Genomic DNA, 22,563 nt, shown 5'->3' on the forward strand with positions numbered 1-22,563 from the left:
CCGGCAAGTATGGATGGCGGAGGATGACGGGCAAGCGTCAGCCGTGGCGGTTGCGGCTGGCCTGCACCACCCGCTCGGCGGGGATGCGCAACTGGGCCAGGAGGTAGTCGGCGAATTCGCTGGAGTAGCCCTGCAGCGCGATCGCCCGCTCCATGCACAGCAGCCAGGCGGCGCTGCGGGCTTCGTCGATCGGCCATTGGGCGTGGAAGGCGGGAATGGCGATGGAGCCGTATTTCTCGCTGAACAGACGCGGGCCGCCGAGCCAACCGCTGAGGAAGCTGGCGAGCTTGTCCCGCGACAGCTCCAGGCTCTCCGGGTGCATGCCGCGCAGGTCGCGGGCCTCCGGCAGCTCGTCCATCAGACGATAGAAGTCGTCAACCAGGCGGCGCAGGCCGTCGATCCCGCCAGCGGCCTGGTAGGAGGCATCGCCGACGCCAAAGGATGGGGTGCTCAAGGCTCGAACTCCTCGAAAAAGGCGGCATTGTAGCGACCGCCCCCGCCACTGCCGAGCCCCGCCCCACGCGCCGCAAGGTCGCAGGCAAAGGCTGGGCGGGTGGGTTGGGGTGCGCGTAGGGTGGGCTTCAGCCCACCGCTTCTCTCCTCACCCCAAATCAATTGCTCGACTCGCGGCCAGCCATTACCGTCATCCCCTCTCTCAGCCCCAGGGACGCCCACCATGCACATCGGCGAACTCGCCAGCCGCACCGGCGCCAGCGCCAAGGCCATCCGCCTGTATGAAGAGCAGGGCCTGCTCGGCCCGGTGCCGCGCCAGGGCGTCTATCGCGTTTATGGCGAGCGCCACCTGCAGCAGGTGCTGCTGATCCGCCAGGCGCAATCGGTGGGCTTCCGCCTGGCCGAACTGCATCCCCTGCTGGCCGGTGGCGAAGAACCCGACTGGCCCGAGCTGTACCAGCGCCTGCAGGACAAACGCGCCGCCCTGCGTGCGGAAATCCGCCGGCTGCAACGCCTGGATGCGCAGTTGGGGCGTATCGGCGCAGAAATCCATGCCTGCATCGGCGGCCAGCCCCAGGCCGACCAGGCCCTTTGCGCCACCGAACCCGCCCAGCGCGGCGCCCTGCTGCAGGAGGCTTGACTCTGCCCCTAGGGGCAGACGCCAGACTGCCGCCTTTCCTTCAATGGGCAGGTGGCACATGGCAACGAAACGCGTCCTGGTGGTACTCGGGCATCCCTCCGGCGAGAGCTACTGCGCGGCACTGGCGCAGGCTTATGCACAGGCGGCTCAGGCGGCGGGCCACGAGGTGCGCACGCTGTACCTGCACCAGCTGGACTTCGACCCCATCCTCCACGCGGGCTACCGGCGCATCCAGCCACTGGAGCCGGACCTGCTCCGCGCCCAGGAGCTGATCACCTGGGCCGAGCACCTGTGCTTCGTCTACCCCATCTGGTGGGGCGGCGTGCCAGCGCTGTTCAAGGGCTTTCTCGACCGCATCCTGCTGCCGGGCTTCGCCTTCGCCTACCGCAAGGGCAACCCCTTCCCGGCGCGGCTGCTCAAGGGCCGCTCGGCGCACCAGTTGGTGCCCCTCGATACGCCGCCCTGGTACTTCCGCTGGGTCTACCGCGCTCCCGGGCTGAACCAGATGGAGCGCACCACCCTGAAATTCTGCGGCATCAACCCGGTGCGCACGCTGCCGCTGGGGCCGATACGCGGCGCCAGCGAGGCACGCCTGGCCGGCTGGCTGGAGGATGCGCGCAAGCTGGCGGGGCGGATCTGACCGGCAGCCGTGCCCGGCGCAAATCCTGGTTTTCCCGGGCTGAAGCCCGGGCTACGGCGCGGAGCGAGGAAAGCGTCTATACCCAAGTACCGCTCCCTCAACCCACGGAGGCAACATGGACTTCAACCTGACCCACAAACGCGCCCTGGTCTCGGGCTCCACCAAGGGCATCGGCTTCGCCATCGCCGCCGGCCTGGCCCGCGAGGGTGCACGGGTGATCCTCAACGGCCGCAGCCAGGGTTCGGTGGACGAGGCCCTCGCCCGCCTGCGCGCCCAGCAGCCCGATGCCAGGGTCGAAGGCTTCGCCGGTGACCTGACCCGGCCCGAGGAGATCGCCCGGCTGGTGCAGCACCACCCGGAAGTGGACGTGCTGGTGAACAACCTGGGCATCTTCGATCCCAAGCCCTTCGACGACATTCCCGACGAGGACTGGCAGCGCTTCTTCGACACCAACGTCATGTCCGGCGTACGCCTGACCCGCGCCTACCTGGCCGGCATGAAGGCGCGCAACTGGGGCCGCGTGGTGTTCATCAGCAGCGAGAGCGGCGTGCAGATCCCGACGGAGATGATCCACTACGGCGTCACCAAGACCGCGCAACTGGGCCTCTCCCGCGGGCTGGCCGAGACCTGCGCCGGCACCGGGGTCACGGTCAACGCCGTGCTGCCCGGCCCGACCCACTCCGAAGGCGTGGGCGAGTTCGTCGACAAGCTCTCCGGAGGCCAGAGCTTCGAATCCTTCGAGAAGGAGTTCTTCACCAGCGCCCGCCCCACCTCGCTGCTCAAGCGCTTCGCCCGCCCGGAGGAAGTGGCCAACCTGGTGGTCTATGTCTGCTCCGAGGCTTCCTCCGCCACCAATGGTGCCGCTCTTCGCGTAGACGGCGGCGTAGTGCGCTCGGCCTTCTAAGCCCAGGTCTGGGCTCAGCGGTTGCGGCACCGGGGGTGCGACCCCACCAACCGGCGCCGCAACTGGCAGGCGCCCCCACCTGCCCGGTAGAATCGCCCACCTGTCATGAGCGGGCAGCGCCCCGCTCCCCGTGCAACCTGCGAGAGAAACGCCATGGGCGCCCAGTGGAAAGCCAAACCTAAAGAAGCCGCCGCCAACGCCCGAGGGAAGATCTTCGGCAAGCTGGTGAAGGAAATCATGATCGCCGCCCGTAACGGCGCCGACCCGGACATGAACCCCAAGCTGCGCCTTGCCGTGCACCAGGCCAAGAAGGCCTCGATGCCCAAGGACACCCTGGAGCGCGCCATCAAGAAAGGCGCCGGCCTCACCGGTGAAGTGGTCAACTACGAGCGCACCCTCTACGAAGGTTTCGCCCCGCACCGCGTGCCGGTGATCGTCGAGTGCCTGACCGACAACCTCAACCGTACCGTCGCCGAGATCCGCGTGCTGTTCCGCAAGGGCCAGCTGGGCACCTCCGGCTCGGTGTCCTGGGACTTCGACCACCTGGGCATGATCGAGGCCGAACCGGCCAGCGCCGATGCGGACCCGGAACTGGCTGCCATCGAAGCCGGCGCCCAGGACTTCGAAACCGGTGACGAAGGCGCCACCTTCTACACCGACCCCACCGACCTGGACGCCGTGTGCAAGGCACTGCCGGAGTTCGGCTTCACCGTGGCGTCGGCCAACCTGGGCTACAAGGCGAAGAACCCGGTCGCGCTGTCCGGTGCCGAGCTGGAAGAAGTCGAAGCCTTCCTCGACGCCCTCGACAACCACGACGACGTGCAGAACATCTACGTCGGCCTGCAGGCCAACTGAGCCCGTGGGCCGCGAACGCTTCCACCAGGACAACGCCGAGCGCGCCCTCGCCGACGCGCTGCGCCTGCTGGAGCAGCGCGCGGCCCTTGGCCCGCGCTGGCTGGCCTGGGTCGCCACCGAGCTGTACCAGCTCAAGCCGCCGGAATACGCCGCCATGGTCCGCCGCGAGCTGGAACGCCTGAGCACCGCCCAGCGGCTGTTCGAAGAGCAGGCGCAGAGCGTTCACTGAGCCCTCGGGTTGGCGCCTGGGCACAAGCCCAGCGTCGCCCCTCCCCTCATGTGCCAAGGGTCGCCAGCATGCACACCGCCCCGCAGGGCGGGTGCAACCCGCGAGGGCACGCTGCCGAACCCGTCGGGTTTCACCCGCCCTACGCGCAACCGATCCGGTTGTTTGCCCATGAAAAAAGGGGCCGAAGCCCCTTTTTCCCATCGAACCGCGAGGCTTACTTCGCGGTGCCGATATCCCCGTTTTCCCAACGCGATTCGCTGTTGGCCAAGGCCCCGGCGATGGTGGAGAGGTTGGCGTCCGGCAGTGCGTCCGGCAGCGGGTCGACACCGGCGCTGATGAACAGCTGGCTGTAGGCGTTGCGCAGGTCGGCATAGGACAGGTCACGCTTGAGCTGCGCCTGCAGGGTGTTCAGCTCGCCCTGGATCAGTTCCAGCTCGCCGATGCTCTGGGTGCTGTAGCGGTTGCGCAGTTGCTCGGCGATCTGCCCGTCCAGGTCGGCCAGTTGCTGGCTGGTCTGGAACTGGCGCTGGGCCTCGTGGAAGTTGGCGTTGGCCACGTACAGCTGGGCCAGCACCGCCATGGACATCGCCTGACGACGCGCGTCGGCGACTTTCTGCCCGGCCTTGGCGACATCGATGGCCGCCGGTGCCGAGAGCACGTTGAACAGGTTCCAGGTGACCTTCACGCCGTAGTCGGCCCAGCTCTGGTTCACCAGGAAGCTGTTGCTGTCGTAGTGGCCGCCGGCGGAGAACTCCAGGCCGGGCAGCAGGCGCAGCATGGCCTTGCGGGTTTCGGCGGCACTGATGCGCGCCTGGTAGTCCTGCTCGCGCAGCTCGGGGCGGCTGGCCAGGGCCTGCTGCTCCAGGCGGGTGAAGTCGACCTTCAGCTCGGGCACGCTGTAGCCCTCGGTGGAGGCCAGCTGGTAGCTGGTGCTCAGCGGCAGGTTGATCAGCGCGGCCAGTTCGGTCTTGGCCAGGGTCAGGGCGCGGCGCTGGTCTTCCAACTGGCGCGTGGCTTCGATCAGCGCCCGCTGATAAGCCAGCACCTGCACGGCATCGCCGATGCGCTGGTTACTCATGTGGCGGCTGTTCTCGCGGGCCTGCTCCACGCGGCCCATGAGGCTGTCGATCTGCTTGAGCAGGCGCTCGGCCGCCACGGCGCGCCAGTAGGCGGAGCGCACGTCCTGGGTGATGGTGTGGATGACCTTGCGGCGGCGTTCTTCGACGATCAGGCGCTGGTCGGCCTGCTGCTTGGCGCTGACGTAGGCGACGCCGAAGTCGAGCACGTTCCACACCATGGTCAGGTCCGCCACGCCGCGATCGCGGTCTTGCGAGGTGGACGGTTCCAGGGACTGGGTGCCGGTCTCGATGCTCTGGCTGCTGGAAGCGCTGACGTTGTTGCGCCCGGCGTAGCCGGCGGACAGTGCCATGCGCGGCAGCATGTCGAAGCTGGCGAGGTCGAGCTGACGCTCGGCCATGGCCTGCTCCATCACCTTCAGGCGCGCCTCGAGGTTGTACTTCACCGCACGGGCCATGGCCTGGTGCAGGGTCAGCGGGCCGGACAGCGGCTCCTGGCCCTGGAACATGGTCTGCAGGTCGGTGCGCGCACGTTCCTCGCTCACGCTCTTGTCGATGGGTTGGCTGGTAACGGCGCAGCCACTGATTGCCAAGGCCAGCAAACTGGCCGCAAACGCTTTGTAATTGTTGGTCATCCTTGTGCCGCCCCCTGGTACGGCTGGTGTTTGGATATGCCCAAATCGTTTCAACCCTGGGCGGCCGTCCCCGCGACCTGCCCCAGGGCCTGTGCCAGCTGACGCACCTGGCGCTGCTCGGCTTCCTTCATCTCATGCAGCTGCTGGCCCAGGGTCGGCGCGCCGAAGCTGCGCCCGCCCTGCCCATTGCCACGTTGCTTGTCGAAGATCTTCTCGTTGCTCTCCTGGGGCTTGTCCTTGCTGAACAGGCCGGAGAAGGTGCTGGCGCCGAACACGCCACCATCCCCGCCACCGAAACCGAGGAAGCCTGCTCCGCCACCGTCGCTACTGCTGTCGCTGCTGGCGAACACCTGGGCGATGAAGCTGGGTGCCAGGGCACCGTTGTTGATGAAGATGTTGCCCACGGTAGGAATACCGCTGCCCAGGGTCGGCTGTTCGAACAGCGGCGGCGGGATCAGCGGCGAGGTGGTGGTCGAGGGCGGCGGCGCGCTGGGCACGGTGGGCTGCAGCGGCGCAGGGGTCTCGATCGGTGTGGTCACCGGCGGGTTGGCACGGAATTCCGGGTCGCCGTTGTCCAGGGAGCCGATCTGGTAGCCGATGGTGGAGTAGGAATCCACCATGGCGTTGCCCTGACCGTCGGCGACACCGCTGGCGATGGCCGGCAGCGACAGGCCCAGGCTGCCCTGGCCGGTGATGCCGCTGACCGTGACACGCCAGGTGTTGCCGGTCAGTTGCACGAGGGACTGCAGGGTGCCGCTGACGCTGCCACCGGTAAGCAGGTTGAAGTCGGCCAGGTCGAGCCCGGTGACGTCTTCGCTGAAGGTGACGGTGAAGCTCACCGAGCTGTTGGTGGTGGGCGAGGTGCCGTCCAGGGCGATATCGGTGACCCGGGGAGCCACTGCATCCACCAGCACGGCGCTGGTATCACCGACGCTGTTGAGCGTGGTCACCACGTCGTTGCCGGCGGCGTCGCGCAGGGTGCCGCCGTTGGCCTGGAGGGCGCCGCCGACGCTGATGCCGTTGGCATCGGCCTGGCCACTGGTGACCACCAGGCGGAACACCAGTGCGGTGGTGCCGCTGCCGCTCAGGTACTCGGCGTAGGCGGTGCCGCCGGTGTCCAGGGTGATGACCAGACGCGGCATGCCACCGAGGGTATCGACGGTGACGGCCTCGCCGAAGTTGACGGTGAAGTCGAGGTTCTGGCCAGAACCGTAGGTGCCGTTGGCCGGGACCGTGACCGAGGTCACCGCCGGCGCCAGGCTGTCGATGGCGTAGTTGTTGGAGTCGGTGCTGCCGAGGCCGGCGTTGCCTGCCAGGTCGGTGTAGCCGGTGTTGTCCAGGGTGATCAGGTTGCTGGTGTCGGTGACATTGGCGCTCGGCGTCAGGGTCGCCGTCCAGGTGATGCCGCCGTCACTGCTGCTGAGCCCGCTCAGGCTGCCGTTGGCCACGCTGAAGTCCGCCGTGGTCAGCCCGCTCACCGCCTCGCTGAAGGTGATGGTGACGGTGGTGGTCTGCCCGGCCTTCAGCGCGGTGTCGGCGACCACGATGGTGGCCGTCGGCCGCTCGGTGTCGATGGCGTAGTTGTTGGAATCGGTGCTGCCGCTGCCGGCGTTGCCCGCCAGGTCCTGCACCCCGGTGTTGTCCAGGGTGATCAGGTTGCTGGTGTCGGTGATGGTGGCGCTGGGCGTCAGGGTCGCCGTCCAGGTGATGCCGCCGTCGCCGGAGCTGAGGCCGCTCAGGGTGCCGTTTTCCACGCTGAAGTCCGCCGTGGTCAGCCCGGTCACCGCCTCGTTGAAGGTGATGGTGACGGTGGTGGTCTGCCCGGCCTTCAGCGTCGTGTCGGTGACCACGATGGTGGCCGTCGGGCGCTGGGTGTCGATGGCGTAGTTGCCCGAGTCGGTGGTGCCGCTGCCGATGTTGCCCGCCAGGTCCATCACCCCGGAATTGTTCAGGGTGATGATGTTGGTGGCGCCGCTGACGTTGGCGCTCGGAGTGAAGGTGGCGGTCCAGGTGAGACCGCCATCGCTGGTGCCCAGGCCCGAGAGCGAGCCGCCGGACACCGCGAAGTCCGCCGTGTCCAGCCCGACCACCTGCTCGGCGAAGGTGATGGTGACGGTGGCGGTCTCGCCGATGCGCAGGTTGGTGTCGCTGAGGGTGATGCTGGTGGCCGCCGGGCGCACACCGTCCACCACCAGGGCCTTGTTGGCGCCCAGGGAGCCTGCCGCACCGGGGGTGGCCAGGGTGAGGATGGCGTTCTGGTTGGCACCGTCCTTGATGGTGCCGCCATTGAGGCTCAGGGCCGAGGTGGAGGCGTAGTCGAGGTCGGCGGAGCTGTCGCCGGCCTGCACGGTGTAGGTGAAGCTCAGGGTGTCGGAGCCCGAGCCGGACACGTAGTTGAGCACCCGGTCGGTGGCACCGGTCTCCAGGGTCAGGGTCGGGGTGCCGGTGACGTTGACCGCCGAATCGAAGCGCACGGTGACGGTGATGACATCGCCGATCTTGTAGGTGCCGTTGGCGGTGCTGGACGAGACGCTGGTGACGGTCGGGGCGATGGGCGCGGTCAGGGACAGGTCGTTGCCGCTGCCGCCGATGTAGCTGGTGGTCAGCTGGGTGCCGTTGCCGGCGGCGTTGAACGTGCCGCCCTCGCTGACGCCGCTGAAGGTGCCGGCCACGGCATCGGCGGCGTCGTTGACGATCACCGTGTAGCTGTCGCCACTGCCGGCCGCGTAGCCATGGGTGACCGCCAGGGCGGCGCCGGAGACGTCGACGGTGCCGTTGACCACCACCCGGTCGTAGCCGGTGCCGGCGGTGGTGCCGTTGATGTCCAGGGCCAGGGTGCTGCCCGAGGCCAGCGTCAGGTTGCCGTTGACGGTCAGGATGGCGACGCCCGCGCCGCCCGGGGACAGGGTGCCGCCGCTCTGCACGACGACGTCGCCGCCCAGGGTGCCGCTGCCGGCCAGGGTCGCCCCGTTGGCCACGGTGGTGGCGCTGGCGGTGCTGCCGTCGACCACCAGGGTGCCGGCGGAGACGGTGGTGGTGCCGCTGTTGGTGTTGCTGCCGGACAGGGTCAGGTTGCTGGCGCCGGCCTTGATCAGGCTGCCGGTACCGCTGATGGTGCCGGACAGGGTGGCCGCAGCGCCGGCATTGACGGTCACCAGGCCGGTCAGCGCCAGGGCGTTGTCGAGGGTGGTGTTGCCGGTGATCTGCAGGGTGGTGCCGTTGGCCAGGTTGAGCGCCCCGGCGCCGAGGTTGGCGTCGCTGGCGATGCTCAGGGTCCCGCTGTTGACGCTGGTGCTGCCGCTGTAGGTGTTGTTGCCGGTCAGGGTCAGGGTGCTGGCACCGGTCTTGGTCAGGTTGTTGCTGCCACTGATCACCCCGGACAGGGTGGTATCGGCACTGGTGTTGACCGTGGCGCTGCCGCTCAGGGCGATGGCGTTGTCGAGGGTGGCGGCGCTGGTCACCGCCAGGGTCGTGCCGGCGCCCAGGGTCAGCGTACCGCTGCCGAGGTTGCTGTCGCTGGCGACGCTGAGGGTGCCGGCACTGACGGTCGTCGCACCGTAGGTGTTGCTGCCGGACAGGGTCAGGGTGCTGGCGCCGGCCTTGGTCAGGGTGAAGGCGCCGCTGATCACACCCGACAGGGTCGCGGCGGCCGAGGCGCTCACCGAGGCATCGCCGCCGAGCACGATGGCGTTGTCGATGGTATTGGCGCCGGTGAGCGCCAGGGTGGTGCCGGCGGCCAGGTTCACCGCGCCCGATCCCAGGTTGCCATCGTTTGTGATCGACAGGGTGCCGGCACTCACATAGGTGGCGCCGTAGCTGTTGCTGCCGGACAGGGTCAGGGTGCCGCTGCCGGTTTTCGTCAGGTCGTAGGCACCGCTGATGGCACCACTGAGGGTGACGGCGTTGCTGTTGCCGATGCTGCTGTTGCCGGCCAGGACGATGGCGTTGTCGATGGTGGTAGCGCCCGTGACGTCGAGCAGGGTGCCTCCCGCCAGGATGACGGCCCCGCTGCCCAGGTTGCCGTCGCCGGCGATCGACAGGGTGCCGGCGGAGACGGTGGTGGTGCCACCGTAGGTATTGCTGCCGGACAGGGTCAGGGTGCCGCTGCCCTGCTTGACCAGCGAGCCGGTGCCGGACACTGCACCCGAAACCGAGGTGGAGGTGTTGTCACCCCCGGCGGTCAGGGTGTAGCTGCCCAGTTGGATGCTGGCGTTGGCGTTGTTGCTCGCCAGGCTGCCGACGGTCTGGTCCGAGAGCAGCGTCAGGACACTGTTGCCATTGACCCGCACGGCGTTGGTGTCAGCCATGGAGGCGTCGCCGTTGAGCTTCAGCCAGCCGTAGTTGGCGAGCACGGTGTTGCCGGTGTAGGTGTTGGTGCCGGAAAGCGTGGTCGAGTAGGTGGCGGCCCCGGTCTGGTTGAAGGTCACCCCACCGGTGCCGCTGATGCCGCCGGAGAAGGTGGTGTCCGCCGTCTGGTTGCTGGTGAGGTTGAAGCTGCCGAGCGTCACCGAGCCGGCACCGGAGAGGTTGCCCAGCGCCTCGTTGCCGGCCAGGGCCAGGGTGGCACCGGCTGCGACCGACACGCTGGTGTTGGAGGCGAGCGCATCGCCGCCACTGACCGTCAGGGTGCCCGCGCTGATGGTGGTGGCGCCGCTGAAGGTGTTGCCGGAGCCGGAGAGGGTCAGGTTGCCCGCCCCGGCCTTGGTCAGGGCGCCGCTGCCGGCGATGACGCTGCTGATGGTGGCGGTGTCGCCGGCGCCATGGGTGAAGGTCTGGGTGGTGCCGCCCCCAGGGTGAGGGTGCCGCCGGTGAGGATCAGGCCGCTGGCCTGGTCCATGTCGAAGGTCAGGCTCTCGTTGATCGACCCGGCATTGAGGTTGAGCGTCTGGCCAGCCAGGTTGCTGGCGAAGACGATGGTCTGGCTGCCGGTGCTGTCGGCCGCGGCGATGGCGACGGCCTCGCTGAAGCTCGTGCCGTTGCTGGCATCGATGGTGGCGGTGTCGCTGGTATTGGTGACGTAGATGAAGTCCGTGGTCACCGTGACGTTGGCGGTGGCGCTGGCGCCGGCACCATCGTTGAGGGTGACCTTGACGTTGGCATCGCCGGCCGGCGTGTCGTTGCGGTAGGTGATGCGCTGCGCCACATCATTCACCAGGGCGGTGGTCGCCGTGGTGCCGCTGCTGGTGAAGCTGATGGTCAGCACGCCGCCGGTATTGGTGAAGGTGGCGAAGGTCTGCCCGCCCGATTGCAGGTTGCTGCCACTGACGGTGAACAGCCCGCCGGTGGTGTCGAAGCCCAGCAGGTCGCTGCTCACCGCCGTGCCATTGCGCTGGATCACCAGGCTGGCACCGGACCAGTTGCCGTTGCCGCTGTTCAGCGCGCCCAGCTCGGCATCGGCCAGGCTGGCGTTGCTGCCCAGATCGAGCCGCACGGTGTTGCCCGCACCGGCCCAGGCGACGCTGTCGTTGTTGAGGTTGCCGAGGGTCGGTGCCGCGTTGGGGTTGTAATTGGTATCGGTGGTGCCCCCGTTGGTGGTGTAGATGGACGAGGTGGACGCACCGTTGGCGCCATCGACGTTGCCGGCTCCGGCCGCCTTGCCGCCCAGGCCGCCACCGCCCACGTTGCCGGTGGCGAGGGTACCGGCGCTGGTGGCGTCCATCCGCACCGTACCGCCGGCGTTCCAGATGGCGCCGACCCCGGCACCGCCATCACCGCCACTGCCCGTCCGGCCGTAGTTTGCGGCCTGGTCGCTGGCAACCCCGCCGCCACCGCCGCCACCGGCACCGAGGTTGTTGGTCACGCTGCTGTTGACGATAGTCAGGATGCCGCTGCTGGAGTTGTAGATGCCGCCTGCGGCAGCAGCCCCCCTGCCGCCGGCCGCCGATGAGCCACCACCACCGCCGCCGCCGCCGATGCTGATGCTGCCGTTGTTGGCCACCCCGCCCGATCCCCCGGCGGTGTAGCCGGCAGTGTTCGAACCGTTACCGAAGTAACTGCCACCCGAACCTGCCGCAGCGCTGCCGCCACGCCCCCGAAGTCGGGGTTGGGACCGCCGCCATTACCTCCGGTGACAGTGGAAGGTGAGGTGGGCGTTATGGCGGCACCGGCGCTGGTTCCCCCGGTGCCGCCGAGGGTGGTACCAAAACCACCGCCGCCGCCGCCGCCCCCGGCGTAGTTGCCACCGAAGTCGCCACCGCCACCGCCGCCGCCGGATGCCTTGTTGGCGGTGATGGTGCTGTTGGTGATGGTCAATACGCCCGCGTTGCGGATAGCCGCGCCCAGGCTGTCCATAGCGGGGGCACCTTCATTGGCCCCGTTGCCGACGAGCAGGCCGTTGCGGATGGTGATGTTGTCCAGCGCGACCTTGGAGTTGGCGCCGCTGGTGGTCACGTCCAGCACCCGGGTCTTGTTGGCGCCGTCCAGCGCGAAACCGCCGCCGACGATCTGCAAGGTATGGCCGTCGGTGACGTTGATGGTGATGGCATCGTTGAAGCTGGCGAAAGTGATGTTGCCCGTCAGGGTGATGACATCGTCGACGCCGTCGGTATTGCCCGTGGCAATGGCGCTCTTCAGGTCGGCGATGTTGTTCACCGCCGTGGTCACCAGCAGGTGGTCATAACCGCCCAGGCGCGACAGGCTCAGGGCGCTGCTGGCCGCGATCTGGCCGGTGGCGATCTCCAGGTCCCAGTCACCGCCCTTGGCGTTGCCGCCGGTGTTGTCGTCGGAAGCGGCGATGTCCGCCCCGGTCATGCCGGCCAGCTTGGTGACAAAGGCCTGGCCTTCGCTGCCGGCCCCCACTTCGCAGCCGTAGAGGAGGATGTCGCCATCGGTGGTCAGCGCCTTGCCGATGCTGGAAAGCTGGGAGGCGTATTGCCCGAGGTTGCCTTCGAACAGCGGCCCGTTGCCCAGCAGCAGCACCCCGGAATCGCCGTGGGAAATGATGTGGATGGCGTCGATGCCGGTGCGCCCGGCCAGGGCGTCGGCGATCTGCTGCACGCCGTCCTTGTTGGTGGACAGCAGCACCACCTCGGCATTGGGCGAGACGGCCTTGAGCAGCTCCTGGTAGTTCGGCGCACGCGTGTCGACGAAGACGATTTCCTTGCGCACGCCGTTCTGCCCGTCGGTCACCGGGCTGGCCTGCAGGTCCTGGGTGCCGTGGCTGTTGTCGGCGGTGCCGGCATGGCTGCTGTCGCTGGCGCCGGTGTCATGGGCCGCGTCGGCCGCTGTGGGAGCGGAGGTGGCCGCCGAGGCGGCGGTATCGGCAACCGTCGCGGCCACCGCGCCGTCGAACATCATGCGCGGCTCCAGCGCACTGATCAGCGGCAGCGGGCACGCCAGGGGCGCAGCCTCCGCACCTTTGGCCTTGCCGTTGCGACCTGCCTTCCTCGAATGACCCCAGCCCATGACCTCTACCTCCTCGTTCCGGCGCCCGCCTCGGCGGGTGCTCAGTTGCGTTCTTCTTCCAGGGCCCGGGCATCCCGGGCGGTCCTGATCACATGGGCCTCGCTGTTACGCGAGTCCTTCCAGAAATCCAGTTGCGCGTACTGCTCGAACAGATCCGGCGGCAGCAAGGTGCGCCGCGCCGCCACTTCGACCTTGGGCCGCACCTTGTGCAGGCCGCGCAGGCCCAGGGCCTGGTCGAACTCCGGGGCGTCGTACTCGACATGCTCGAAGTCGTGCTCGAACCAGGGCTCGCCAAGGAACTCGTAGACCAGCCGCAGCACCCGCTCGGGCGTGGTCACCAGCAGGTCGTAGTCCACAAGCAGCAGGGAGCGGGCGTGCTCGCCGTAATAGGCATCCTTGAGCGCCGACCAGGGCAGGCCCACCAGGCGGTTGCGCTGGGCCAGGGTCTCGACCCGGCTGTAGACGGTGTTGCGCTCGTTGTCGTCGTTGAACAGCTTGGTGATCTCGTACGGGTTGGCGCGGTAGAGCCGCTCGATGCTGTCCATCACCCAGGCGACATTGCGCACGCAGGCGATCACCCTGGCCTGGGGGAACAGGTCCAGCAGGGCAGGCAACCGCGCGCACCACTGGCGGTTGGTGTCGAAGATCACGTCCCGCTCGGCCTGGTCCGCGTAGTAGTTGCTGAACAGCCCGGCGAGCAGGCGCTTGCGCTGCTCCTGGGTCACCACCGGGCCGAACTCGCTCTCGGCGCCGAACTGCTTGAGCAGGGCCGAGAAGAAGCTGCCCACCGGGCTGGTCATGCCGGCGTGGAAGCGCGGGTTCTGCCGCAGCAGCGCCGCCAGCAGCGTGGACCCCGAGCGTGGCAGCCCCGAGATGAAATGGAAGGCGGGTGATGAATTGGCCATGGTCTGCGTGTACGTCTGCCTGTCGATGAGTCTCTGTCCGATCACGGAGCCGCCGGTGCCGCGAGGCACCGGCGGCGCAGGTTCATCAGTTGCGGGAGGGGAAGACCCCTTCCATCGCGATGATGAAGTTCACCCCGAGGAAGGGATTGCGCAGGCTCACCGGCTGGCTGCCGCCGGCGACCTGCACCGTCACGTTGACGGTGCTGGGGTTGGTCAGCGGAACCGGATTCGCCATCGCGGTCGACCAGATGGCCGCCGCAGAGGCCGACCCGCCGACGGACCCACCCAGTACGGAGTTGGTGGCGCTCGGAACCAGTGCCGGGCTGGTCGGCGTGCCGGCAGCGGAAATCGTGCTGGTGCCGGTGGCGACGTGGGTGTGCATCGGCATCTGGGTCTGGAGCAGGGTGACGCTCTCGGTGCCGCCGACCTCGCCGAGGTCGATCATCGAGAGGCCCGGCCCCTGGAACTGGCCGACCGGCGAGCGGCCGCGCAGGTCCGGCAGCCCGAAGGTGGTCTGGCCGTTACCGCCGTAGACGGTGCCCAACAGGGAAAACAGCGCGGTGTTCTGCGCAATCCCCACGATCTGCCCCATGCAGAATGCGTAGCCCCGGGGTGCAAAGTTGCCGCCGAACATCTTGATCTCACCGATGAAAGGTTCCACGTGTTGACTCTCCTCTGGCTCTGGTTTTGCGCGCCCTTAAGGCTCGGCGCGTGTGCATGTTTATTGTTGTGGTCTATGCCGGCCGGTCGGTGTGGAACACGGCCTGGAGTACAGGGCGCCCGTCCGGGGTGGGCATTGCGGGGGTCAGCAGAAGCTCCCAGCCCGGCTCCCCCGGCAAGCCCAGGCGGTAGACGTCCTGGGGCAGGCTGCATTGGGAAGGCAGGCCGAAGTGGGCGAGGTAGCACTGGTGCCGGGGGGTCATGGCGGTGCCCTCCTCGACGGCGAGCAGTTCGATGGGCAGCACCTGCTCCGGCGACAGCCAGAGGTGGAAAGGCTGGCCGACGATCTCGGTAAGCAGTGCGAAGGAAGGCATCGGGTGCATAGGCAATTCCTCAGGACAGACCGGCCGGACGTTGCGCAGGCACGGCCATGGCCTGCGGGCTGCGAGGGGCGCGGCGCAACTTCAGATACACGCCGTTCTCCCCCACCACCTCGAAGCCGTGGCGGCTGTAGAGGTGCTGGGCCGGGTTGTAGGACTCCACGTGCAGCCCCGCGCTGAGGCCCTCACGGTCGGCCCGTTCGAGAAAGCGGCCCAGCAGCTCGCCGCCGATGCCACGGCCACAGGCCTCGGGCAACAGGGCCAGGTCGATGATTTGCAGGTGGGTGTCGGTCCACAGCAGGTAGGCCCGGCCTAGGGGCTGGCCGGCCTCTTCGATGACGTATTGATCGGCGTCGGCGTAATGCGCCAGGTAGTAGCCGCACTGGGATTCGAACTGCTGGTCGAGGAAACGCTCGCAGCCCGCCTGGTCCCAGGGGGTGTGCTGCATCTCGTGGGCACGGGTGGTGCCGTACAGCGCCCGCAGGAAAGCGCGATCGGCGGACGTTGCCAAGCGGAGGTTCAAGGTCTGGAAAGACATACGACGTGCATCCTTGCTGGCCCGGGGAAAGAGCCTACAACTGTGGTTACAGTTTCCCTGCTTGCAGCATAGACGAAGATTTCAGTTGGCCACCATCGAAAAATCGCCGTTCGGCGGTTTGGGCAATGAATGTGAAGCGTCATTCACAAGTGGCGGGGGTGGAAGGGCCTCCAGCGCCTGATAGGGCGCCCTCGCCCAGCGCTCCACAGCCGCCCGTGTGGCCTCGTCCGCCTCGTTGCGCTTGGCCTCGCCATCGGCACTGAAGGCTTGTCCGGGGCGCTTGGCATCCCGTCCGGCCACGGCCTGCAGGTGCGGCACGGCGGCCGGGTCGATGCCCAGGAGCGGCCCCAGGTGGCCCCAGAGGGCGTCGGGCAGTTCACGGTAGTTCAGGGCGACCGCTTCGCCGGCCGCGCACAGGCCGAACCCGGCCTGCAGCAGGTGGCCGACCATCCAGGCGAGGTAATCGCCGGGCGCCACTGCCTCCCGCCCCGGCAGGCCATCCAGCCCGGACGGGCCCAGCAGCCCAGGGACCGCATGCAGGCCGGGCTGGCGCCGCTGGGACACCACCACCTCCAGCGGGTCGCGGTAAAGGAACAGGCACGGCACCTCGGGGTAGAGCCGGCGCAACAACTGCGCCTCGAAGAGATTCCAGGCGTCCAGCTTGACCACCAGCCGGGTTTCGTCGCCGCAGCGCCGCTGGCCATAGGCCGAGCACAATGCGCGCACCGCATCCGCCTGCCAGGCGGAGGCCGTGGGGTCGCGGTAGTGCGCGCGCAGCAGGGCATCCAGCGGCGGCGGCTCGGACAGCACCACGTGCCCGGGCAGGGCTCGCAGCAACTGCGCCAGCAGGGTGGAGCCGCAGCGGGAGGTGTGGAACACCAGCAGCGAAGGTTCCAGGCCGGGGCTGCGGGCCTGCCAGTCGAACAGCGCATCCAGGCCGGTCTGGCGGCGCAGGGCCAGGTTGAACGGCAGGCGCAGCGCATCGTCCACATCGTCGCTGAAGAAGGGACGGGCCAGGGGCGCGGTGCCGAACCAGGCCCAGTCCAGCTGCCAGCTGCCGGCCTGCTCGAAGGCACGGATCGGCAGCCACTCGGTGAAATCCAACGGGGTCATCGCACGCTCCATTGCCGGCTCCAGGCCTGGCGTCCCTGGCGCATGGCCATGCGCACATCCGCCTCGCCGAACACCAGCCCGAGGGCCTGGCCGGCGGCTACCGCCTCACGGCAGAAGTCGGTGGGGTCGGTGATCCGTTGCAGCGCACGGGCCAGTTCCGGGCGCTGCTGCACCTGCTCGTTGAACGCGGCGAAGGCCCGTACGCCCCGGCTCGGTTGCAGCGCAGGCGTCGTCGCCAGGCCCTCGGCGATCGCCTGGCGCAGGCGCGGGTGGGCCAGGCAGTCCAGCACCAGGTGGATGCGTGGTCCCGGCCCCGGGTTGTCCACCCGATGGGGCGGGACAGGTCGATGAACCAGCATTCCCCCGGCGCCATCGGCACCTGCCGCCCATCCACGAGGAACTCCACACCGGGCGGGCTGAGCAGCGGCATGTGCAGGCGCAGCGGCCCTTCCGGGCTGCCCAGGTCGGGGTCGCAATGCTCGCGGATGCTGGCGCCAGCGCCCAGGCGCAGCAGGCGGGCACTGCGCAGGCCCTCGCCGAACCACTCGATGGCCGCCTGCCAGGCCGGATCGGCCGCGCACAGGGCGCTGCGGGCCACCGGGCCGAAGCCCGGTGCCAGGGGAATCGGCGCGTCCACCGCCGCCACCAGGTCGATCCCGCTCCAGTCGCCCTGGTAGTAGGCGGTGTTGAAATGCGCCACCCAGGCCGTCGGGTCGATCCGCTCCAGGGCCGCCAGCAGCGGCTCCAGGTCGAAGCGCCAGGGCAGGCGGGAACAGATCGGCAGGGTTACGTCCATGGAACCTTCCTTGGCAGATGGGCTAGAAACCGCTTTCCCTGACACCCAACGCCGCCATGCGGCGCCAGGCGAAGCCGAGCAGCGACTGCCGGCTGCCCTCCAGCACCACCACGCCACGCAGTGGCTGGGCGGGGGGCGGCAGGTCCTGCAGCAGGCTGAGGCGCACGCCGTACTGGGCCTGCACCGGCTCGGCGCGTTGCTGAGCGTTGCGTCGCACGGCCACCTGGCCGTGGTGGTCGGAGGTCAGCGCCTCCAGTTCGAGGTAGGCGACGCCGGTGGTGTCCACTTCGTCCAGGCGCACCGCGAAGGCAGGCCGCGCCGGGTCGTCGGCGATGAAGCGGCCCTCGGCCCCCGGCGCCACGCGCCAGAGGTTTTCCTCGGCCAGGTAGCCGCGCAGGCGCAGCCCGGGGGCGATCACCCGCGCCAGGGTCTCGCCGCTGTGCAGCCAGCGGCCCACCACCAGGTCCGGTGGCAGGTCGCGCACCACGCCGGCCAGGGGCGCGCGCAGTTGCAGGCGCTCGCGCTGGGCGGCCAGGCCGCGGTACTCGGCCACGGCCTCGGCCAGTTGCTGCTCGATCACCCCGGTCTCGGCGGCGGTCTCGCTGCGCCCGGCCTGGCGCCGCAGCTGCAACTGGAGGATGTCGATCTCGCGCCGGACGATGCCCTGGCGCGCGTCCAGGTCCGGGGATTCCAGCTCCACCAGCAGGGCGCCCTGCTCCACCGTGTCGCCGTCCTTCACCCGTACCGCCTTGACCCGCGCGCCGATGGGCGCGTGCAGGGTGCCGGTGCGCGCGGCCTCCAGCATGGCCGGCACGTCCACGGCGTTGCGCCAGGGCACCAGCAGCACCAGCAGCACCAGCCCCAGGGCCGAGCCTGTGAGCAGCACCTTGCGCGGGTCGGCCTGGTCGCGGCGCTGCCACCACTCGCCGAATTCCTTCCAGATCGGCAGGCCGATGAACCACACCAGTTCCACCAGCATGAGGAAGATGCCCAGCACCTTGAAGAACAGGTGGTAGACCGTCAGCGCGATGCCGAAGAACAGCGCCGCGCGCCAGATCCACGAGCCGTAGCTCCACAGCAGCAGGCGGCGCTGCATGGCTGGCGACCAGGGCTCCGGGGCCGGTTCGCCGTAGCCGAACAGCGCCTCGCGCAGGCGCCAGCGGCCCAGGGCGAAGGCGCGGTTCTGCAGGTTGTCGACGCCCCACAGGTCGCTCAGCAGGAAGTAGCCGTCGAAGCGCATGAAGGGGTTGAGGTTGATCGCCAGGGTGGTGATCCAGGTGGCGCTGGCCAGCATGAAGGCGGCGGTACGTGCCGGGCCGTCCGGCAGCAGCGACCAGGCCAGCAGCGCCAGCACCGCCAGCACCAGCTCAGCGAGCACGCCGCCGGCGCCGATAAGTAATCGCGAGCGCCGGTCCTGCACCCGCCAGGCATCACTGACGTCGGTGTAGAACATCGGCAGCATCACCATGAAGGCCAGGCCCATGCTCTGCACCCGGCACCCCGCGCGCTTGGCCATGAAGGCATGGCCGAACTCGTGGCAGAGCTTGGCGAAGGTCAGCGCGATGCCGAAGGCCAGCGCACCACCGAAGCTGAACAGGTGCGGGAAGGTGGCGAGGAAGCGCTCCCAGTCCCGGGCCACCAGGAACAGCCCGAGCAGCAGAATTACCGGCAGGCCGCGTCGCAGCAGCCAGGGGCCATTGCGTTCCAGCACCGGCCAGGCACGGTTGAGGAAACGGTCCGGTCGCCACAGCGGGATGCGGAAGAACAGGTACTGGTGCAGCACCTGCTGCCACAGGCTATGGCGCGTGCTGGCGACCTTGAGGGCATAGCTGGCACGCTGTTCCGGGTCGAGGGCGGCGATCAGGTCGTGCCCGCGCAAAAAGCGCAGCATCTGCTCCAGCTCGCCGGCGCCCAGGGGCGCGCCCGGCTCGGCGTTGGCGGCCTCCAGCACCTGCTGGGGCTCACCCCGCGACCAGTGGCGCAGCAGGCGAACGGCGGCGGCACCGAGCTTGAAATAGCGGCCACGCAGCGGGTCGGCCAGGGTCCATTGCGGCGCACCGTCGCGGTCCGGCGCGGCGGGCGAGAGCTGCAGGTCGGGGCGCAGGGCGGGCAGCATCAGAACCCCAGGCCCTGGCGCAGCGCGGCCAGAGGGCGGCGCAACAGGTAGTAGGCCAGCGGCGCGCGGTCACCAAACAGCTTGGCGGTACCGCGCAGGCCGATGCGTGGCGGGGCATCGGCGAAGGCGGCGTCGAGGCGATAGGCCAGTTGCCCGGCGGCGGTGGCCTGGGCCTCGTAGGCGGCGCGTTCCAGGCGTGCGTCGTGGCGGTTGAGCGGGTCGCTGTCGAGGAACAGCGCCACCTCGGCGCCGGGTTGCAGGGCGATGGCGTCGCCCACGGGCAGCTCGATGCGCAGCTCGGCCTGGGCCGGGTCGGCGATCTGCATCAGCCGCTCGCCGGTCTGCACCGGCTTGCCGGTGAGACGCTCGGCATCGGCGAACACGGCGATGCCGGCGCGCTCGGCGCGGACTTCACTGCGCGCCAGCAATTGCCGGGCGTAGTCGCGCTCGGCGCGCTTCTGCTCGACGCGGGCGGCCAGCAGGTCGATGCGGGCGCTGGATTCGGCGTCGGCGAAGGCGCGCTGGCTGCTGGCCTTCAGCTCCGCCTCGGCCACCCCCAGGGCGCGTTCGGCGACATCGGCCTGGGCCTTGAGGGTGGTGGCGTCGAAGCGCACCAGCAGGTCGCCGGCGGCAACGCTCTGGTTGGGCTTGACGAGGAATTCGGCGATCACCCCATCCAGCGGCGCAGCCACCACGCGACCGCCCTGGGGCACCACTTCGGCCGGCGCCAGCACCGACTGGCGCACCGGCACCAGCAGCACCAGGGCCAGCGCGCCGGCCAGGGCCAGGAGCTTCTTCTTCGGCCAGCGCAGGCGCCAGGGCTTGCGCGGCTGCAGGGCCAGCCAGGCGTGCCCGTAGGTGTCGCCGAGCTGCACCAGCAAGGCCTGCTCGGCCTCGCTCCAGGGGGTGTCGCGGGCGATCCACAGGCCGCCGAAGACCTCACCCTGGCGATCCTTCAGCGGCAGCCAGAAGGCCTGGGCGGCGGACAGCGCCTGCCAGTCCTCACGGCTGCCCTCGTCCAGGCTGCTCGGCTCGACGACGCCAGGCTCGCCCAGCTGGCCCGCAGCCAGGCGCTGGGCCGCCGCACGCTCGACGAAGGCGACGAAGGGAGCGTTGGGCTCCACCACGCTGATGCCAGTGAGCGCGCGGACCTTGCCGGTGATCAGCAGCGCGGCATGGCGATAGCCGAATACGCCCTGGCCGTCGTTGACCATGGCGAAGGCCAGTTGCGAAGACGTCCCGGCCTTGCGGGCCTGGGCCTGCAGACCGAGGAAGACCGCGAAGACCCGCTCGGCGAAACCGGGCAGCGGCGCGTTCATCGGCTCTCCGGGAAGCGTGCGCTGCCGCTCATGCCGGCCAGCAGGCCGGGCGCGTCCTCGGGCAGGGCGCCGATCAGCAGCAGGGTCTGGCTGCCTTCGTCAATGCGCGCACCGAGGCGCTTGACCGTGGCCTTGAGCGGCTTGCCGGTCTCGTCGGGCACGAATTCGAAGGGTTCACCGGGCTTGAGTCCGCCGAGCCAGCGCGATGGCACCAGCAGGTGGATTTCCAGGGTACGGTTGTCCACCACCTCCAGCAGCGGCGCGCCGCTGGGCACGCTTTCATGGGGCTGCACGCGGCGGCTGACCACCTGGCCATCGAAGGGCGCCTTGACCTGGCAGCGCTGCACCTGCACCTGGTAGACCTGGGCTTCCGCCTGGGATTGCGCCTGGCGCGCCTCGGCCAGGGCCACTTCGAAGCGGCCGACGGAGTTGAGCGCGGCCAGTTGTTGCTTGTTCTTCAGCTCTTCACGGGCGGCGCGGGTGGCGGCATTGGCGGCGTTGAGCTGGGCCTGGTAGGCGCTGCAGTCGAAGCGCACCAGCACCTCGCCCTTCTTGAACGCCTGGCCTTCGGCATAGGGCATCTCGGTGATGCGCCCGGCCAGCTCGCTGGCGAGCACGGCCTGGTCCTGCGCCCGCAGCACGCCACGGGCACCGCTGCCGGCGGTCGCGGCCGACGCGGCGGGGGCGTCGAGCAGCGGGTCCGGCGTCGCGGTGTCCTGCGCCCAGGCACCCATGGTCAGCCCCGACAGGCCCAACAGCGTCCACAGCATGCGTTTCATGGAAATCCTTCCTTGGGTATCTGAGCCGCGAGTCTATGGGAGCCGTAGGACAATAGGAATCTAGGTGACGGGCGCTTCTTAGGATATTGGCCGGATAGGACCGGGAGATCGCTCCGGGGTGATGGTTTCGCTCCGCTCGCGGAGCGCCGCCCGACCCACCCTCCGGGCTCCGTGATCAGCCAAGCCTCGTGCCCGCCGAAAAAACGGTGGGCTGAAGCCCACCCTACGCCCACCCGCCCACCCGCGCACCCACACAGCTGCGCTCGGCGCCCACCCAGGGTGCGAAGCGGGTCAGACCATGTCCAGTCGCTGCTTGCGGGTCGGCGCCGGGTAGGCGCGGTCGATCAGCGCCAGGTCGTCGGCGCTTAGGCCGAGATCGCCGGCGCCGGCGTTCTGCTTGATGTGCACGGGGTCGACGGCCTTGGGGATGACGATCACGCCGTCCTGGCGCAGGGCCCAGGCCAGGGCCACCTGCGCCGGGGTGGCGTCGTGCCGGCGGGCGACTTCGACGAGTGCCGCGTCACGCAGCAGGCTGCCACCCTGCCCCACCGGGCAGTAGGCCATGAGCGGCAGGCGCTGGCGCTGCTGCCAGGGCAGCAGGTCGAACTCGATGCCGCGCGACTCGGGGTTGTACAGCACCTGGTTGGCGGCGCAGCCAGCGGGCAGGCCCTGCAGGTCGGCCTGGTCGAAGTTGGAGACGCCCCAGCGCAGGATCTTGCCCTGCTCGCGCAGGCGCTCGAAGCCTTCCACCGTTTCCCCCAGCGGGTGCTCGCCCGGCCAGTGCAGCAGGTAGAGGTCGAGGCGATCGGTGCCCAGGCGCTTGAGGCTGCGTTCGCAGGCCTGCTCGACGCCCTGGCGGCTGGCATTCCACGGGTACACCTTGCTGACCAGGAACACCGCGTCGCGATGCCCGGCGATGGCCTCGCCCACCACCTGCTCGGCGCCGCCCTCGGCGTACATCTCGGCGGTGTCGATCAGGTTCATGCCCAGCTCCAGGCCCAGGCGCAAGGCGGCGACCTCGCGGGCGCGCTGGTCGGGGCGTTCGCCCATGTGCCAGGTGCCCTGGCCGATGGCGGGCACGGCGGTGCCGTCGGGAAAGGTGATGCGGCCCATGGTGTCTC

Annotated in this window: 19 protein-coding genes and 2 pseudogenes; 5 read left to right on the plus strand and 16 right to left on the minus strand. The window is 69.3% G+C overall.

From position 1 onward, the window contains the following. Positions 1-37: 37 nt before the first annotated feature. Positions 38-454 carry a group II truncated hemoglobin gene (locus tag PSm6_RS02300; protein WP_021222076.1) on the minus strand — a complete coding sequence of 139 codons (417 nt, stop codon included), beginning with the start codon at positions 452-454 and terminating at the stop codon, positions 38-40. A 222-nt stretch (positions 455-676) separates the two neighbouring features. Between PSm6_RS02300 and PSm6_RS02305 the strand changes: the two genes are divergently transcribed. The 5 genes from PSm6_RS02305 to PSm6_RS02325 all read left to right on the plus strand — a co-directional run bounded on the left by PSm6_RS02305 (position 677) and on the right by PSm6_RS02325 (position 3,721). After that, the gene (locus PSm6_RS02305) at positions 677-1,093 is read left to right on the plus strand and encodes a MerR family transcriptional regulator (RefSeq protein WP_021222077.1); all 417 of its coding nucleotides are present in this window, start codon (positions 677-679) and stop codon (positions 1,091-1,093) included. Positions 1,094-1,151: 58 nt separating this feature from the next. Beyond that, positions 1,152-1,733, plus strand: coding sequence for an NAD(P)H-dependent oxidoreductase (locus tag PSm6_RS02310; RefSeq protein ID WP_021222078.1), 582 nt, complete (start codon positions 1,152-1,154; stop codon positions 1,731-1,733). Positions 1,734-1,848: 115 nt separating this feature from the next. Beyond that, positions 1,849-2,637 (plus strand): SDR family NAD(P)-dependent oxidoreductase, encoded by a 789-nt coding sequence (locus PSm6_RS02315; RefSeq protein WP_265169436.1) that lies wholly within the window; start codon positions 1,849-1,851, stop codon positions 2,635-2,637. A 153-nt stretch (positions 2,638-2,790) separates the two neighbouring features. Then, positions 2,791-3,492: a YebC/PmpR family DNA-binding transcriptional regulator gene (locus tag PSm6_RS02320; RefSeq protein WP_021222080.1), complete on the plus strand. Its 702-nt coding sequence runs from the start codon at positions 2,791-2,793 to the stop codon at positions 3,490-3,492. Between the two features lie 4 nt (positions 3,493-3,496). Continuing rightward, positions 3,497-3,721, plus strand: a complete 225-nt coding sequence (locus PSm6_RS02325; RefSeq protein ID WP_265169437.1) for a hypothetical protein — start codon at positions 3,497-3,499, stop codon at positions 3,719-3,721. A 214-nt stretch (positions 3,722-3,935) separates the two neighbouring features. Here PSm6_RS02325 and PSm6_RS02330 read toward each other — a convergent pair whose 3' ends face one another. The 15 genes and pseudogenes from PSm6_RS02330 to PSm6_RS02390 form a co-directional block, all read right to left on the minus strand. After that, positions 3,936-5,432 (minus strand): TolC family protein, encoded by a 1,497-nt coding sequence (locus PSm6_RS02330; protein WP_031288781.1) that lies wholly within the window; start codon positions 5,430-5,432, stop codon positions 3,936-3,938. 50 nt (positions 5,433-5,482) lie between these two features. Continuing rightward, positions 5,483-10,015, minus strand: coding sequence for a beta strand repeat-containing protein (locus tag PSm6_RS02335; RefSeq protein WP_265169439.1), 4,533 nt, complete (start codon positions 10,013-10,015; stop codon positions 5,483-5,485). Positions 10,016-10,090: 75 nt separating this feature from the next. Further along, positions 10,091-10,171: pseudogene (locus PSm6_RS30315) on the minus strand (hypothetical protein); the annotation flags it as partial. 1,078 nt (positions 10,172-11,249) lie between these two features. Further along, positions 11,250-12,836: a DUF4347 domain-containing protein gene (locus tag PSm6_RS02340; protein ID WP_265169440.1), complete on the minus strand. Its 1,587-nt coding sequence runs from the start codon at positions 12,834-12,836 to the stop codon at positions 11,250-11,252. Positions 12,837-12,877: 41 nt separating this feature from the next. Continuing rightward, positions 12,878-13,741 carry a sulfotransferase gene (locus PSm6_RS02345; protein WP_021222083.1) on the minus strand — a complete coding sequence of 288 codons (864 nt, stop codon included), beginning with the start codon at positions 13,739-13,741 and terminating at the stop codon, positions 12,878-12,880. 85 nt (positions 13,742-13,826) lie between these two features. Further along, positions 13,827-14,375: a phage tail protein gene (locus tag PSm6_RS02350; protein ID WP_031288786.1), complete on the minus strand. Its 549-nt coding sequence runs from the start codon at positions 14,373-14,375 to the stop codon at positions 13,827-13,829. A 100-nt stretch (positions 14,376-14,475) separates the two neighbouring features. Further along, positions 14,476-14,784 carry a DUF6916 family protein gene (locus tag PSm6_RS02355; RefSeq protein WP_052351442.1) on the minus strand — a complete coding sequence of 103 codons (309 nt, stop codon included), beginning with the start codon at positions 14,782-14,784 and terminating at the stop codon, positions 14,476-14,478. A gap of 10 nt (positions 14,785-14,794) precedes the next feature. Next, positions 14,795-15,319 (minus strand): GNAT family N-acetyltransferase, encoded by a 525-nt coding sequence (locus PSm6_RS02360; protein ID WP_021222086.1) that lies wholly within the window; start codon positions 15,317-15,319, stop codon positions 14,795-14,797. Between the two features lie 81 nt (positions 15,320-15,400). Further along, positions 15,401-16,432 (minus strand): sulfotransferase family protein, encoded by a 1,032-nt coding sequence (locus PSm6_RS02365; protein ID WP_265169442.1) that lies wholly within the window; start codon positions 16,430-16,432, stop codon positions 15,401-15,403. Next, positions 16,429-16,791: a Nif11-like leader peptide family natural product precursor gene (locus PSm6_RS30320; RefSeq protein ID WP_307735149.1), complete on the minus strand. Its 363-nt coding sequence runs from the start codon at positions 16,789-16,791 to the stop codon at positions 16,429-16,431. The genes PSm6_RS02365 and PSm6_RS30320 overlap by 4 nt, the downstream gene beginning before the upstream one ends. Positions 16,792-16,832: 41 nt before the next feature. Beyond that, positions 16,833-17,228, minus strand: a pseudogene (locus PSm6_RS30325) (aspartyl/asparaginyl beta-hydroxylase domain-containing protein); the annotation flags it as partial. 22 nt (positions 17,229-17,250) lie between these two features. Next, entirely contained in the window at positions 17,251-19,347 is a 2,097-nt protein-coding gene (locus PSm6_RS02375) for a site-2 protease family protein (RefSeq protein WP_265170491.1), read from the minus strand. Next, positions 19,344-20,663 carry an efflux RND transporter periplasmic adaptor subunit gene (locus PSm6_RS02380; RefSeq protein ID WP_265169444.1) on the minus strand — a complete coding sequence of 440 codons (1,320 nt, stop codon included), beginning with the start codon at positions 20,661-20,663 and terminating at the stop codon, positions 19,344-19,346. The genes PSm6_RS02375 and PSm6_RS02380 overlap by 4 nt, the downstream gene beginning before the upstream one ends. After that, entirely contained in the window at positions 20,660-21,442 is a 783-nt protein-coding gene (locus PSm6_RS02385) for an efflux RND transporter periplasmic adaptor subunit (protein WP_021222091.1), read from the minus strand. Before PSm6_RS02385 ends, PSm6_RS02380 begins: the two co-directional genes overlap by 4 nt. A 291-nt stretch (positions 21,443-21,733) precedes the next feature. After that, a complete protein-coding gene (locus PSm6_RS02390) occupies positions 21,734-22,555 on the minus strand; it encodes an aldo/keto reductase (RefSeq protein ID WP_265169446.1) in 822 nt (273 codons plus the stop codon). Positions 22,556-22,563 lie beyond the last annotated feature (8 nt).

The sequence above is a fragment of the Pseudomonas solani genome, assembly GCF_026072635.1.
Lineage (GTDB): Bacteria > Pseudomonadota > Gammaproteobacteria > Pseudomonadales > Pseudomonadaceae > Metapseudomonas > Metapseudomonas solani.

What these genes read in the sequence shown, in the direction of transcription:
- PSm6_RS02305 (WP_021222077.1), top strand. Translation starts at nt 677, where the DNA reads ATGCACATCGGCGAACTCGCCAGCCGCACCGGCGCCAGCGCCAAGGCC.
- PSm6_RS02310 (WP_021222078.1), top strand. Translation starts at nt 1,152, where the DNA reads ATGGCAACGAAACGCGTCCTGGTGGTACTCGGGCATCCCTCCGGCGAG.
- PSm6_RS02315 (WP_265169436.1), top strand. Translation starts at nt 1,849, where the DNA reads ATGGACTTCAACCTGACCCACAAACGCGCCCTGGTCTCGGGCTCCACC.
- PSm6_RS02320 (WP_021222080.1), top strand. Translation starts at nt 2,791, where the DNA reads ATGGGCGCCCAGTGGAAAGCCAAACCTAAAGAAGCCGCCGCCAACGCC.
- PSm6_RS02330 (WP_031288781.1), bottom strand. Translation starts at nt 5,432, where the DNA reads ATGACCAACAATTACAAAGCGTTTGCGGCCAGTTTGCTGGCCTTGGCA.
- PSm6_RS02340 (WP_265169440.1), bottom strand. Translation starts at nt 12,836, where the DNA reads ATGGGCTGGGGTCATTCGAGGAAGGCAGGTCGCAACGGCAAGGCCAAA.
- PSm6_RS02345 (WP_021222083.1), bottom strand. Translation starts at nt 13,741, where the DNA reads ATGGCCAATTCATCACCCGCCTTCCATTTCATCTCGGGGCTGCCACGC.
- PSm6_RS02350 (WP_031288786.1), bottom strand. Translation starts at nt 14,375, where the DNA reads ATGTTCGGCGGCAACTTTGCACCCCGGGGCTACGCATTCTGCATGGGG.
- PSm6_RS02355 (WP_052351442.1), bottom strand. Translation starts at nt 14,784, where the DNA reads ATGCACCCGATGCCTTCCTTCGCACTGCTTACCGAGATCGTCGGCCAG.
- PSm6_RS02360 (WP_021222086.1), bottom strand. Translation starts at nt 15,319, where the DNA reads ATGTCTTTCCAGACCTTGAACCTCCGCTTGGCAACGTCCGCCGATCGC.
- PSm6_RS02365 (WP_265169442.1), bottom strand. Translation starts at nt 16,432, where the DNA reads ATGACCCCGTTGGATTTCACCGAGTGGCTGCCGATCCGTGCCTTCGAG.
- PSm6_RS30320 (WP_307735149.1), bottom strand. Translation starts at nt 16,791, where the DNA reads ATGCTGGTTCATCGACCTGTCCCGCCCCATCGGGTGGACAACCCGGGG.
- PSm6_RS02380 (WP_265169444.1), bottom strand. Translation starts at nt 20,663, where the DNA reads ATGAACGCGCCGCTGCCCGGTTTCGCCGAGCGGGTCTTCGCGGTCTTC.
- PSm6_RS02385 (WP_021222091.1), bottom strand. Translation starts at nt 21,442, where the DNA reads ATGAAACGCATGCTGTGGACGCTGTTGGGCCTGTCGGGGCTGACCATG.
- PSm6_RS02390 (WP_265169446.1), bottom strand. Translation starts at nt 22,555, where the DNA reads ATGGGCCGCATCACCTTTCCCGACGGCACCGCCGTGCCCGCCATCGGC.